11 protein-coding genes, 1 tRNA gene and 2 pseudogenes are annotated in these 13,145 nt (G+C 65.1%); 8 read left to right on the top strand and 6 right to left on the bottom strand.

Features of this window, described 5'->3' with window-relative positions; genetic code table 11:
• Positions 1-4 precede the first annotated feature (4 nt).
• Complete coding sequence (locus ACIRJT_RS16960; RefSeq protein WP_007452875.1) at positions 5-505, bottom strand: phosphoribosyltransferase; 501 nt, start codon at positions 503-505, stop codon at positions 5-7.
• 6 nt (positions 506-511) lie between these two features.
• Complete coding sequence (dcd, locus tag ACIRJT_RS16955; RefSeq protein WP_050358434.1) at positions 512-1,087, bottom strand: dCTP deaminase; 576 nt, start codon at positions 1,085-1,087, stop codon at positions 512-514.
• 515 nt (positions 1,088-1,602) lie between these two features.
• On the opposite strand from dcd, the gene ACIRJT_RS16950 reads away from it, so the two are divergent.
• Positions 1,603-1,676 (top strand) — tRNA-Gly (locus tag ACIRJT_RS16950).
• 203 nt (positions 1,677-1,879) lie between these two features.
• Here the strand turns inward: ACIRJT_RS16950 and ACIRJT_RS16945 are convergent.
• The gene (locus ACIRJT_RS16945; RefSeq protein WP_403909719.1) at positions 1,880-2,722 is read right to left on the bottom strand and encodes a DUF1932 domain-containing protein; all 843 of its coding nucleotides are present in this window, start codon (positions 2,720-2,722) and stop codon (positions 1,880-1,882) included.
• A 300-nt stretch (positions 2,723-3,022) separates the two neighbouring features.
• Between ACIRJT_RS16945 and ACIRJT_RS16940 the strand changes: the two genes are divergently transcribed.
• The 5 genes from ACIRJT_RS16940 (at position 3,023) to ACIRJT_RS16920 (ending at position 7,721) form a co-directional block, all read left to right on the top strand.
• The gene (locus ACIRJT_RS16940; protein ID WP_403909716.1) at positions 3,023-4,252 is read left to right on the top strand and encodes a helix-turn-helix domain-containing protein; all 1,230 of its coding nucleotides are present in this window, start codon (positions 3,023-3,025) and stop codon (positions 4,250-4,252) included.
• 283 nt (positions 4,253-4,535) lie between these two features.
• Complete coding sequence (locus ACIRJT_RS16935) at positions 4,536-4,754, top strand: hypothetical protein (protein ID WP_403909713.1); 219 nt, start codon at positions 4,536-4,538, stop codon at positions 4,752-4,754.
• Positions 4,751-4,960, top strand: a complete 210-nt coding sequence (locus ACIRJT_RS16930) for a hypothetical protein (protein ID WP_365545527.1) — start codon at positions 4,751-4,753, stop codon at positions 4,958-4,960. The genes ACIRJT_RS16935 and ACIRJT_RS16930 overlap by 4 nt, the downstream gene beginning before the upstream one ends.
• Positions 4,961-5,057: 97 nt before the next feature.
• Positions 5,058-6,290 (top strand): hypothetical protein, encoded by a 1,233-nt coding sequence (locus ACIRJT_RS16925; RefSeq protein ID WP_403909918.1) that lies wholly within the window; start codon positions 5,058-5,060, stop codon positions 6,288-6,290.
• A gap of 108 nt (positions 6,291-6,398) precedes the next feature.
• Positions 6,399-7,721 (top strand): UDP-glucose dehydrogenase family protein, encoded by a 1,323-nt coding sequence (locus tag ACIRJT_RS16920; protein ID WP_403909709.1) that lies wholly within the window; start codon positions 6,399-6,401, stop codon positions 7,719-7,721.
• On the opposite strand, the gene ACIRJT_RS16915 is transcribed toward ACIRJT_RS16920, so the two are convergent.
• The 3 genes from ACIRJT_RS16915 to ACIRJT_RS16905 form a co-directional block, all read right to left on the bottom strand.
• The gene (locus ACIRJT_RS16915) at positions 7,694-7,984 is read right to left on the bottom strand and encodes a hypothetical protein (protein ID WP_403909707.1); all 291 of its coding nucleotides are present in this window, start codon (positions 7,982-7,984) and stop codon (positions 7,694-7,696) included. The genes ACIRJT_RS16920 and ACIRJT_RS16915 overlap by 28 nt on opposite strands.
• Before the next feature lie 722 nt (positions 7,985-8,706).
• Entirely contained in the window at positions 8,707-9,924 is a 1,218-nt protein-coding gene (locus ACIRJT_RS16910; RefSeq protein WP_403909704.1) for a hypothetical protein, read from the bottom strand.
• Between the two features lie 150 nt (positions 9,925-10,074).
• Entirely contained in the window at positions 10,075-11,106 is a 1,032-nt protein-coding gene (locus tag ACIRJT_RS16905; protein ID WP_403909701.1) for a UPF0158 family protein, read from the bottom strand.
• Positions 11,107-12,448: 1,342 nt separating this feature from the next.
• Between ACIRJT_RS16905 and ACIRJT_RS16900 the strand changes: the two are divergent.
• Both ACIRJT_RS16900 and ACIRJT_RS16895 read left to right on the top strand, forming a co-directional pair.
• A pseudogene (locus ACIRJT_RS16900) lies at positions 12,449-12,772 on the top strand (UDP-glucose 6-dehydrogenase); the annotation flags it as partial.
• A pseudogene (locus tag ACIRJT_RS16895) lies at positions 12,763-13,047 on the top strand (DNA-binding protein); the annotation flags it as partial. The pseudogenes ACIRJT_RS16900 and ACIRJT_RS16895, both read left to right, overlap by 10 nt.
• Positions 13,048-13,145: the final 98 nt, after the last annotated feature.

Genomic DNA, 13,145 nt, shown 5'->3' with positions numbered 1-13,145 from the left:
GAAATCAGGAGTCGAGAACCTGCCCGTCCCGCCGCACGACGGGCTTCTCCACGCTCCAAGGGAAGTTGATCCACTGATCGGTCTTCTTCCACACGTACTCGCACTTCACGAGGGAGTGGGACTTCTCGTAGATGACGGCGCTGCGCACCTCGGCGACATGGTCGACGCAGAAGTCGTGGACGAGCTTCAGCGTCTTGCCCGTGTCGGCGACATCATCCGCGATCAGAACCTTCTTCTCGGAGAAGTCGATCGCGTTGGGGACGGGCGCCAGCATGACGGGCATCTCCAGGGTGGTCCCGACCCCGGTGTAGAACTCCACATTGACGAGATGGATGTTCTTGCAGTCGAGCGCGTACGCAAGCCCGCCGGCGACGAACACCCCGCCCCGAGCGATGCTCAGCACGACATCGGGCTCGTACCCGTCGTCGGCGACGGCCTGCGCCAGCTCGCGCACGGCCCGCCCGAAGCCCTCGTACGTCAGATTTTCCCGCTCGTCACTCGCCATGATTGATCACACCTGGGTCCGATGGAAGTTCTGGAACGACCGCGAGGCCGTCGGCCCCCGCTGCCCCTGGTACCGCGACTCGTAGCGCTCGGAGCCGTACGGGAACTCGGAGGACGAGGTCAGCTTGAACAGGCAGAGCTGCCCGATCTTCATGCCCGGCCAGAGCTTTATCGGCAGGGTAGCGAGGTTCGACAGCTCCAGGGTCACGTGCCCGGAGAACCCGGGGTCGATGAACCCGGCCGTCGAGTGCGTCACCAGCCCGAGCCGCCCGAGCGAACTCTTGCCCTCCAGCCGCGAGGCCAGGTCGTCGGGGAGCGAGATCACCTCGTACGTGGACGCCAGCACGAACTCCCCGGGGTGCAGGATGAACGCCTCATCGCCCTCCGGCTCGACCGTACGGGTCAGATCAGGCTGTTCGACGGCCGGATCGATGTGCGGGTACCGGTGGTTCTCGAACACCCGGAAGTAGCGGTCCAGCCGCACGTCGATGCTCGACGGCTGCACCATCGAAGGGTCGTACGGATCGATACGGACTCGGCCTGCGTCGATCTCGGCCCGGATGTCCTTGTCTGAGAGAAGCACCTCCCGAGGATACGCAGAACGCGCGAGCCCGCCCCAACCGGACCACCCGCGCGCCTGCGGAACACCTACCACCGCCCCGCTACATCTCTTTCCCGCGTCCGCTCACTACCGCTTCTCGAACGCCACCGGCACGGCCTGCCGCAACCGCGCACACCGAGGACACCGGATCAACCGCCCGGGCCCGATCCGGCCGGCCCCGAGCTGCTGCATCGGGAACGACGAGGTAGCGAATACATGCCCTTCGGCACAGCGGACGACGGTGCGCTCCATCGACTCCATCAAGTCCCTTCCCCAACCACATATGGACGAGAAAGCCACATTAGGGGATGAACGGGACGCCACTCCACACGGCACTCCGACCACCCACGCTACGCCCCCAACTCCCGCCCATCACACCCCCGTCCACCTCCTCTCCCCCACCGGACACAGAGCAGGGAGACCCCACGGCTCATCCGCCGGAGGTCTGGCATGGGGTAGAGTGTGGAACGATGCAGCGCCGGTGATCGGCACGCTTCGCGGGTGTAGTTTAATGGTAGAACATGAGCTTCCCAAGCTCAGAGCGCGAGTTCGATTCTCGTCACCCGCTCCACGACTAAGGCCCAGGTCATCGACCCGGGCCTTGTTTGTTGTCTGGACCTCTCGTGGGCTGACATGCCCCAAGTGGCCCGCTCCAAGCCTGCGAGCTCTGGTGGAAGAGCTTCGCAACACCGTTCTACGCCCAGCGGTTTCGCCGGAACCTTGCGACATCGGCCACACCCACCGTTGCTGCGTCTCGCCCTCGGCATGAACGAATCAACGGCTCCTTTCTGACCGGAGCTGGGAGAGGGTGTGCACGACCGGCAGGTCGAACTGGTCCTTGTCCTGCTCCCAGTAGGCGAGCACTCGAGCCGTGGCTTCGGCCATGTCCGTGGGCAGGTCAGCCGCGCGGAGAGTATCGGCGACCTCTTCCATCTCGGGCGCCCAGCGCCAGGCTCGGGCTGCCACGCTCGGTAGATACTCCGGATCGGAGAGGATCGCGGAGATCATGACCTCGGCTTCGGCTGTGAGCTGATCACCGACTCCATGGGCGTCGGCGAGCGCGTGAGCGACTCCGGCGAGGGTGCGGGCGGCCTTCTGGTAGCTGGAGAAGGCCATCTTCAGCGCGGAAGCGGAACCGACTGTGTCCCCGACCCGGCACACGTGCAGCGCAGAGTCCGTGAACAGCGACGCCACCAGCTCGACGGCAGAGTCGGCCCCTGCGAGATAGAGCCGTGTGACACGCCCCTCGCCCGGCGGCTGACCGAAAACGGCACCGTCGACAACTGCGGAGCCGGGGCGGATCTCGTCAGCGATGCGCCGTACGCGTTGAGGGCTGATGGCGTTGACATCGGCGTACACCCCCGCGAAGCCGTGCGCTGCCACCGCCGCCGCGACGTCCTCCGCCGCCTGTGGTGGGCAGACCGAGAGAACGACCGCGCTTCTGGACAGCGCCTCCGCGAGCGAGTCGTACGCCGTGGCACCGGCCTCTCTCCCTCGGACCCAGGTGTTCTCACTGCGGCCCTTGGTCGCCGACAGCACCTCATGACCGCCGGCCACGAGCTCGGCGGTGATCGCCGCGCCCATGGTTCCAGGGTGGAGGACGGTCACGGTGATCACTGGCTGCCTCCGGCGGTGCGCGACGTGGAAAGTTCCTCATCCCCATGATCCGCTGTCGTTCGGCACCGGCGGCTTCGGAATCAATGCCTGATGGCCGTCCGGGCACTGATGGCGGACAGAAGTGCCTCCGGTCTCGGACTCGCCGTTCAAGACGGGACAGCGGTACATGGGCCGCGGCCCCGACGGTCCTTGCAGCTCGTCTCACGCTGAAGCCGCGTCATGGGTACCGTGCAAGAGACGAACTCTGTACGGACAGACCGGCGGCCGCGCCGGATCGTCCGGCGGCCGGGAGGTGTCCTGATGCTGGAGGAAGCCGAGGAGATCGGCAAGCGCGCTCGCAGGGCGAGGCTGCGACTGGGCATGCCGCAGGCCGACCTGGCGACGGCCCTCGGGAAGTCGCAGGGCTGGGTGTCGAAGATGGAGCGTGGCCTGATCGAGCTGGACCGGGTCGGTCTGCTCAACCAGGTGGCCGCGGAACTGCACGTCCATCCCAACGACCTGATCGGACGCCCGTACAGCAGTTCCCCCGACGACAGCCAGTGGCAGATCGCCGCCTCGTCGATCCTGCGCGAGCTGCGCCGCTACGACCTCGTTCCCGTCTTCGACGGGGTCCCCCGACCGGCCTCACAGCTATGGCGTGAGGTGACCCGGCTGCACCGCCTGCGGGACACCGCCTCCAACGTCGCGATTCTCCGAGTTCTCCCGGACCTGTTCCGGGAAGCACGCGCCCTGGCGGAGGACTCGGACGGGCACGAACGGGAAGAGGCGTATGCCATTTACGCCGTGTGCTGCAAGTTCGCGCACACCGCCGCGCACGCCCTCGGACACCTCGAGCTGGTGGCCATGGCGTGCGAACGGGCCGCGTGGTCAGCCAGGTTGTCGGGAGATCCGGTGCTGCCTGCCGTCGCCGACTGGATGCGCGTCTGGGACATGTGGGCGACGGCTGACTGGGCCGACGCTCTGACCCTCTCGGACAAGGCGATCGCCTCGGTGCAACAGCCGTACGAGCACGGTGATCCGCTGGCCGTACGGGCTTGGGGCACGCTGCAGCTTCGAGCAGCCATCTCCGCCGCTCGGGCCAACCGCCCATCGGAAGCGGAGGACCGGATCGGTCACGCGAAGGACGCGGCGGAACGCATGGACGCGTACGTAGGGGCACCGGTGTACGACCGGCATTCGCTGACGTTCTCCGCCGGGAACGTGCAGATCCACGCGATCAGCGTGGCCCTGGAAATGGGCAAGCAGGGCAAGGCGCTGGAGATAAACCGCCGCACCAGCCCGAGCTTGATCGGTTCACTGCCCAACTCCCGTCAGGGACACCACCACATGGACGTGGCGCGGGCCTGGCTGTGGGACGGAAACCGGGCAAAGGCCCTCACCGAGCTGGAGGCGGCTGAGCGGATCGCGCCGCAGCTCGTACGGAACCACCCCATCGCCCGTTCAACGCTCCGCAGCATCGTCTACGCGGAACGAGCAGCCACGAGGGAGAAGCTGCGGCACATGTCCGACCGCTTTCACCTGGACGGATAGGGGTCGTATTCCTCCGGCTCATATTCGAGGCTCGTCCTGTCCCTAACTTCGGGGCATGACACGACGACGTTCTTCTCATCTTCCTTCGCAGGGAACCGAGTTAGGTACGGCAGCACCCTTCCGCCCACTGCTCGGCGACCTCGCCACGGACAGCGCTCGCGATGGCCGTGTGGGTGTCGTAGTCGCTCTCCCTGGTGAGGGCTCTGCTACGACGTACCACCTGCGTCCGCCCGGGGGCGGGGCCCCGTGGTCCGCGCCCGCCGACGGGACGACGCTCAGGCCCGTGCCGGTGAGGGCCACCCACGCCATGCTCTCGGCCGGACGAGACGCGGTCTACGACCCGCGGGCCAGGCAGGGATCGGTTCCCATCGAGTTCCACTTGGATGACGGCTCGACCCTCGATGGCGCGCTCATCCTCACCTCTGTCGAGCTGGAGTGGCTGCACCAGCAGACCAGCCGCCTCGTCGACGCACACGGACGGGCCCTCGGCGGCACCCCGTGACCGGGCCTCGGCGACGCCACGCCCGAAAAGCCGCGCCGCGCTCCGTACGCCCCGAAGGCGGAGGCATCGCGCTCACGCTTCTGGCGGTCGCCGGCCTGGTGGGACCGGGCTGGGCACTGCGTGAGCAGGCCGTCCCGCTCCTCAACGTCCTCGGTCACCAGCCCGCCGCCGTCTCAACGGACGCGAGCCCGCCCTCCGACCGCTGACGCCGCTCCGCTGTCCGGGTCGTTCACCCCACCTTCCCGGCCAACGGAGCCTGCCATGCACCCGGAACATCCAGGCGTGATTCTCCAGGGAGAGATCATGGACATCCCGTACATCGTCATCGACCAGCTCATCCCCGACCAACAGCAGGTCTGGAAGACCTACTTCGGCGACGCCGACCGACCCCGCTACATCGAGGAAGGCATCTGGCGTCGTACGCAGGAGAAGGCCACGGCCGAACAGAGCGGCTGGACGGCCGCCGACGACGCCCGGCGGCGGATCATCCACTACCGCTACCGCTACGGTCTGGTCCCCACCACCGCCGCGCCGGCCATCGGCCTGACCGACCTGTACCTCTACCACTCCGCTACCGCTCCAGCGGATGAGATCGACGCGCACCACGACACCCTGTGGGACTCGCTCGCCACCGGTGGCTGGAAGGAGGCTCCTGGCGGATTCTTATGGACACGCCGGGACCTGAAGTGCCGGATCACCGAGCACGACGCCCACCCCCAGGACGCGGCGGCGGGCCGTACCCTCCCCTCTGGCTACCGGAGCCTGGACGTGCAGATCGCCTCGGTGTCCTACGCACCGCCGCCCGCTGTCCGGCAGCTGCCGTGGAACGTCCTCTCCACCGGGATCAGGTGCAAGGACCGCCCCGGTACGCCGACCCGCATGCCGGACCTGTCCGCCCTCGCGGACCTGCTGCCGTTCCAGGTGGAGATCGGATGCGGTACGTCAGTCGAGGCGGGTATCCCACCCCTGCACCGTCTCCAGGAGATCTACCGGGTAACCGACCGCCAGGGCCACGAGCCTCGGGAGCACCGCTTCACCCTCTCCCCGACAGCGGACACCCTCCTCCACGAAGTGCTGACGGAGCCGGAGGAGAAGACTGCGGAATTCGTGGAGATGTTCCGGGCCTGCTTCCTGGCCGAGCCGACCCCGGCCATGTGGGCGCTGAAGGAACTGAAGGACGCCGGGCACCTCGTCGGCCCGGTCATCACCAACAACTTCGACGTGCTCGCCGCGCGCGCTGGGCTCGACGAGTGCTTCATGCGCCGCTACGACCAGGCCGTACCCGACGTCGAGTGGGTGGACGGCGCCAAGGCCCTTCTCGTCGTCGGCCTGCACGCCGACCGACGCAAGGTCCAGGCACGCGCCCGCGCTCGCGGCATGCAGGTCGTCTACCTGGACCCGGAGGGCTTCGGGCGCGACGGCCAGTTCATGCCGTACCCGCTGGAAGGCCCCCAGGACGGCGACCTGGTGTGCCGGGCAACCGCCGCCGAGGCGCTTCCCGCCCTCGTCAACCTGCTGAAGCAGCAGGCTGGTTGATCCACCTGCACGAAGTGGGCCATGCCGGGTGTTGGCGCTAGCGTGACGCACCCGGCCGGCCCGGACTCCCCTGGGCGGGCGAGAGGCAAGGAAAGGAGCGTCGACCCCATGCGCGTATCCGTCATCGGCTGCGGTCACCTGGGCATCCCCCACGCCGCTGCCATGGCCGAGATCGGCCACGAGGTCATCGGCGTGGACTTGGACCAGGCAAAGATCGACCGCCTCAACGCCGGCGAGTGCCCCATCTACGAGGACGGCCTGCCGGAACTCCTCAGCGCCCACACCGCCACTGGAAGACTGCGGTTCACCACCAGCCTCGCAGAGGCAGCCGAGTTCGCCGACATCCACTTCCTCGCCGTGGGCACGCCCATCGACGCGGACGGACGAAGCTACGACACCGGGCAGGTCTTCGGCGCAGCCCGCGCCCTCGCCCCGCACCTGACCCGCCCCACGGTCGTCATCGGCAAGTCCACGGTCACCGTCGGCACCTCCCGCGACCTCGGGGCCCTCCTCGCCCGTCTCTCTCCGGCCGGTGAGGACGTGGAGGTCGTCTGGAACCCCGAGTTCCTGCGCGAGGGCCACGCCATCGACGACACCTTGCGCCCCGACCGCATCGTCGTCGGCGTCCCGTCTGCCCGCGCCGAGGATGCGGTACGTGAGGTCTACGCGCCCCTCCTGGCGAATGGCATTCCGCTGTTCGTGACCGACCCCGCCACGGCCGAACTCATCAAGGGTGCCGCCAACGCCTACCTCGGCATGAAGATCTCCTTCATCAACGGCGTTGCCGACATGTGCATCGCAGCCGGAGCCGATGTCCAGCAGCGCACCGAGGCCATCGGCCTGGACCCCCGCATCGGCCGCGGCGGCCTGAACGCCGGCCCCGGCTACGGCGGCGGCTGCCTGCCGAAGGACGTCCGCGCCTTCACCGCCTCCGCGCGCACCCTGGGCGCCGCCGAGGCAGCGACCATGCTGCGCGCGGCGGAGGAGGTCAACGAATCCCGTCCCACCGCCGCGCTGAGGCTCATCGAGCAGACGCTCGGCCGACCCGTCGACGGCGTACGCATCACCGTCTGGGGCGCTTCCTTCAAGGCCGGTACCGACGACGTCCGCGAATCCCCGGCCTTGGCGATCGCCGCGCTCATGCACCAGCGCGGCGCGACCGTCATCGTCCACGACCCGCACGCCGTACCCACAGCACTGCGCCGCCACCCCGAACTCGACTACTGCGAAACCCTCGAAGACTCCGTCGAGGCGGCCGAGCTGATCGTCCTGGCCACCGAATGGCCCCACTTCCGCGAGGCCGACCCCAAAGCCCTCGCCCCACTGGTCGCGGACCAGGTCCTCGTCGACCTCCGCAACCTCATCGACGCCGACGCCTGGCGCACGGCCGGATGGACCGTACGTCAGCTCGGACGACCCGCACAGGAATAGCCGAACCCATCGATCGGAGGTCCGACGTGGACACCCTGTGGGACAACATCGAGAAGCTCTCCGCCGTCTGCCGAGCGGCAGGCGCCCACCTCCCCGACGAGGAGCTCAAAGCCCTCCAGGTCGGCAAGGTCGCCGAGGAAGCCGGCGAGGCGATGCACGCCCTCCACGGCCTGAAGGGCCTCACTACCTGCGGCGACGACCACACCTGGTCCGAGGTCCAGAACGACCTGGTCGGCTCCGTCATCGCCGCCCTCCTGGGCCATGCACTACATCGACCCCATCGGTGCCCGCGCCTCCTTCAACGAGATCCTCCACCGTCGTACGCGACGGGGCCGGGAAGCCGCCTCGGCGGCTTGACGGCCTCCGGACGTGGCCGTCGACCACTCCAGGTGAGCGCGGTCGATGGCCACATCGGACACACAAGCTGCGCCAGGCACCTTAATCCCAGCGCGATAGGGCTTTCCCTACTCCATAAAGGCGACTCGCTCCGCTTACCGCCGGGGCCCGGCGCTTCTGCCTCCGGCCCGGCTACGTTAGTCGCCCGGCTGGAGCGAACACCAGACTGAGGAAGAAACCTGTTGTGGCTGGGGCGCTCGGCTCCACGGTTTTAGCCACCTCCCCGGTTCGAGTCCCGCGTCAGTAAAGACCAGGGGGCCAATCGATCAAATCCCGGGCAGGATCACCCTGCCCGGCCTGGCGGCCAGCGTACGACCCCCTGATCATGCTCGACCCCAAACCGGGCAGAAGACCGGCCGAATCCGCTCAGGCGACCTGACGGGCCACTTTACGCCTGAATAGGAAATTCAGATAATAATTTTCCATAGCAGCCCACTTCAGCTGATTCGCATAAGCGTCTTAAGAGCATGGCCCCAACGTCGCGCTTTAACCAGGCCCACAGACTGCCCGGCTCGCCGGAAGCTGACGGGGCCATGATCATTCGCCCCAAAGTAGCTCCAGGCCAAACCCGCTCCGCCGACTTCGGCCTCTACCGGTAGTCATGCAGCCCAACATGATCGACGACAAAACGATAACCGACATTATCGAGAGCAAAATACACCCTGCCACAATCCGCTGGGCTTTTAGCATCGTCCACTTTAACGTGCGGCTGAGTTGAAAACCATTCACCGTTCAGCTTAATTCTCGGATTCCCGAGACCATTGTCTGTCAGCGCGATCTCAATGCCCTCTTCAGAGGAGGCGTAGTCGGCTAGCCGTCCGCCCAAATCGCCCCGCCCCTGACTATACGCCTTAGCCACACGAGCCAGCCGCTCCAAGTGATCCAGCATTCGAGCAGGCTTGGGATAGGGGTTGCCATGCAGCATTTTGACGGCTCGTTCAGTTAAAACAAGATGCTCCCCGCACAATTCTAGCACTTTACCCGCTGCCTGACTCCAATCTTTCACAGCCTCCGAATTCGAGACCACCGATTCACCAATTGGTGATATTTCCGAAAGATGCATGGACAGTTCAGCCAAATGTTCACTGAAATCCATTGCTTGATCACGCGTTCCCAGGTGCTCCGCCTTAGCCCCTGGACGTGCCGCAATGAACGGGGCAATGAAGACTTCCGGGTTTTTTACCCAATCCACCCAGACAAGGAGTGCGTTAGGTGGTTTACTGCGAAGGTCCTTAACAATTTCACTTCTTGCCGACTCAGGATTTGGCCGAATATCAAGCTCTACCTCTCTCAATCCCGCAGCCAGCCTCATGCGCCTTTTCCAGTCACGTGGAAGGCTGGAGCGGGAGTCTGAACCCCCGAGAAGCGCCGCAACCTTGCGCCACTCCTTACCGTTGGGCTCGGGGCGTGGCTGAACACCCTCGGCCGCTGCCTGCAGAAGCACAACGAGTTCGGCTTCTAGACTCTCCAGTGTCTCCGTCCAGCGATCCGCACTATGCAGCAGCAATGTGCTACCCATGCGAAGGCCGTTTTCGAGTGCAACAAGCCTGGAACACCCGTAAAGAGGGGTGCCGTTAGGAAGCTGGGCACAGACCGACAAGGCAACAGCACGCGGGTTCTCAGACTTGAATCCCGAAGGGTCTACACCCAGGCTAAGCAGTTCTTCTTGCGATGGGTTCTCAAGCGGGGTAATGAAAGCGGGATTCGCCAGAAGAAGCGATCGGACTGCTCTAGCTTCGTCATCTCCCAGGCCGCTAAGCCCGGCTGATGGGGTACCAGGGCCGTCAACCCGCTCGATACCAGCCATGTCTCCTGGAAGAATCAGGGCCCTTTGCCCTGGAACTTGCACCTTCGACCGAGCCTTCAAGTTGCGTGGGAACGACCCGACTGCTCCCACACTTTTGGGAACAGGGCAAGATCCCTCCACGATATTCCTGAGTGTATGCACCGGCAGCCATCACGCTTCGAATAGATATCCGACAGGGATAACAATTTTCCGTAGTTCCTCGTCCGGCATCCTATCGATGGCGGCATGCAAACTACTCCTGAGATCCGAGGAGCCTCTTTCTTTCTCCCCACTACTTGAGAGCAGAAATTGAGCCAAATTTTTACTAATCCCCATACTGTTCGACGCAAGCACCGAGGCAGCCTCAATTAGCCCCTTCTCTGATTCACTCACTGAATGGTTGGCGTGTTTGCCAGGTGCAGATTCACTCTCAATGGTGCGCGGCGCATAAATTTCCACATCAGCGAGGCGCGCATCACTGGCCAGCCATTCCTGGACGTAGACGTCAACACCGTCCCTCAACTTGCCATACCAGGCTTGCTGCACGCTAGGCAGCGTACGGAGAACGGCCGCGAACATCTTTGCTGGCTTCTCGCTTTCCAGCGATTTTTGCAAAAGAGTCCGCGTCTTCTCTTCGCTCACATTAGCAGTGAACTCCTGCATCCACTGATGCTGGACGTTATAGGAAACCGGCTTGATCTCGCAAAAATTTTCCGGTTCATCCTTAATGCGCCCGCGAATTGTTGCGTACCGTGAAGGCTCCAGAGGCGCAGCAACTTTTGGGATCACGATGGCCCGATTTTGATCGAATGCGAAATATCGAACGAATGCAGGATTCCAGTCGATAAACGCCTTCCATAGATCCCTGCGAATAACCGAGGATTGACTACTCGCCTGCCGAATTCCAGGAATAGTGACCGCCACGTCCCCAGGGCGGTCACGGTCGATGACCACAAACCCCTGCGCCTCAGCATCATCCAGAAAGTCGCGAAATCTCTTATATCCCAGAGCTTTCGGATTGAATCCACCGTAGGTACGGCGTTTCATATCCAGCCGAATTTCACTGCCTGTGGGAGGGCGATTGCCAGGCTGCATTAGCGACGTAACAGCTTCTGCCAAGACCGCAAAAGCCTCGTCATTGCCCTCGCCTGCGCTCTGCTCGTCTGGCAGTGGCTGGCCCTCAGCTACGGATCGATTCGTCAACGCTACTCCAATTAGTGAGCTAGGCCGTGACCCTATGGGTCACGGCCTAAGCTAACGTCTGTGGAAGTAGCACCAGCGACAGCTAGCGATCAACCGTGCTTCCCCGCAGGGGCTGGCTTCGCGAGTGGGCCTACCTACTGTGCGTCAGTAAGCCCAGCGTCACCGAGCTGATCGATCGCTCACGCCAAGTCTCCTTGGGTGGTGTACCAAGGGAACCAAGCTCTAGCACTCTCCAATCGCAGTATCCGGCTTACCCGCCTGCCAGTCAAGCTGATGGAGAGCAGTTCATCTGGTTCCGACGCCACGGAAGGCGACAGCACGACAAGCGCCGGCAGAGACGGTCAGGCACGATTGTTGATCAACGCAGGAGAGGACCCCTCAGGCTGACGTGTGTCCACTTGACTCGGCTCAAAGTCGCAGATCGGCAGCTGGTGAGTGCTTGCGTGCCGTGACAGCGTCGGCGAACAGTTGCAGACGAGCGTGGACATCTGCGGACCAGCCGCGCAGGCAAGAGCCCTACCAGCCCCGGGCAGAACCCTCACTGAAGTTGCTTTGGGGACTAAGGGACGTAGATCCCGCCACTCAGCACGGCCGGTAAGCTCTCGCTCCTGCAGCGGCCATTCCAGGTGTAGATCGGCTGCGGTACGTCGGTCGAGGCGGGCATCCCGCCCCTGCACCGGCTCCACGAGATCTACCGGGTCACCGACCGCCAAGGCCATGAGCCTCGGGAACACCGCTTCATCCTCTCCCCGACAGCGGACACTCTCCTCCACGAGCTGCTGGCAGAGCCGGAGGAGAAGACGGCGGGGTTCGTGGAGATGTTCTGCGCATGCTTCCTCGCCGAGCCGACTCCGGCCATGTGGGCACTGAGGGAACTAATGGACGCCCGGCACCTCGTCGACCCGGTCATCACCGACAACTTCGACGTGCTCGCCGCGCGCCGGGCTCGACGAGTGCTTCATACGCCGGTACGACCAGGCTGTACCCGATGTCGAGTGGGCCGACGGCGCCAAGGCCCTTCTCGTCGTCGGGCTGCACCCCGACCGCCGCAAGGTCCAGGCCCGCGCCGGCGCCCGAGGCATGCGGGTCGTCTACCTGGACCCGGAGGGTCTCTGGCGCGACGGCCAGTTCATGCCGTACCCGCTGGAAGGACCCCAGGACGGCGACCTGGTGGGCAACCGCCGGCGAAGCGCCGCCCGCCCTCGTCAACCTGCTGAAGCAGCAGACTGGTTGATCCACCTGTACGAAGGGGGTCCTGCCGGGTGTTGGCGCTAGCGTGACGCACCCGCCCAACCCGGACTCCTCTGGGCGGGCGAGAGACAAGGAAAGGAGCGTCGACCCCATGCACGTATCCCTCATCGGCTGGTCCCCTGGGCATCCCCCACGCCACTGCCATGGCCGAAATCGGTCACGAGGTCATCGGCGTGGACCTGGACCAGGCGAAAATCGACCGCCTCAACACCGGCGAGTGCCCCTTCTACGAGCACGGCCTGCCCGAACTCCTCAGCACCCACACGGCCACCGGACGCCTGCGGTTCACCACCAGCCTCGCAGAGGCAGCCGAGCTCGCCGACATCCACTTCCTCGCCGTGGGCACGCGATCAACGCCGACGGACGGAGCTACGACACCGGGCAGGTCTTCAGGTCTTCCACGACATGGGAGCCGACCTGGTGATCGGGGCGAACACCATCGTGGAGGTAACCCACTCCCGTACCACCCTGCCTCGCCTGAACTGGGCCCTGTCCTGCATCAAGGTGGAGCAGGTCACCGAGCAGGCGGCGAAGGCGGCGGCCGAGTTCCTCGAGGACACCGGACTGCACGGACACAAGTACGCCACCGTCGCCGAGGTCGCACTCCGCCAGCCGAAACCCGTCGCCCTGCTGACCTCCGACAGCGACGACATGACCAAGCTCTGCGGCAGCCAGGTCCGCATCATCCCTCCTGACCAGCCGGCCCGCCCGGATCACGCGGCGCACGGGTGGCTCTCGTGCCCCACCCGTGCCCAGCACAGGGGACAACAGCGGTCAGATACAGCTCC

Source organism: Streptomyces sp. NPDC102283, from assembly GCF_044766265.1.
Lineage (GTDB): Bacteria > Actinomycetota > Actinomycetes > Streptomycetales > Streptomycetaceae > Streptomyces.
Note: the sequence above shows the minus strand (reverse complement) of the source record. Positions and strands in the feature narration are given on the sequence as shown.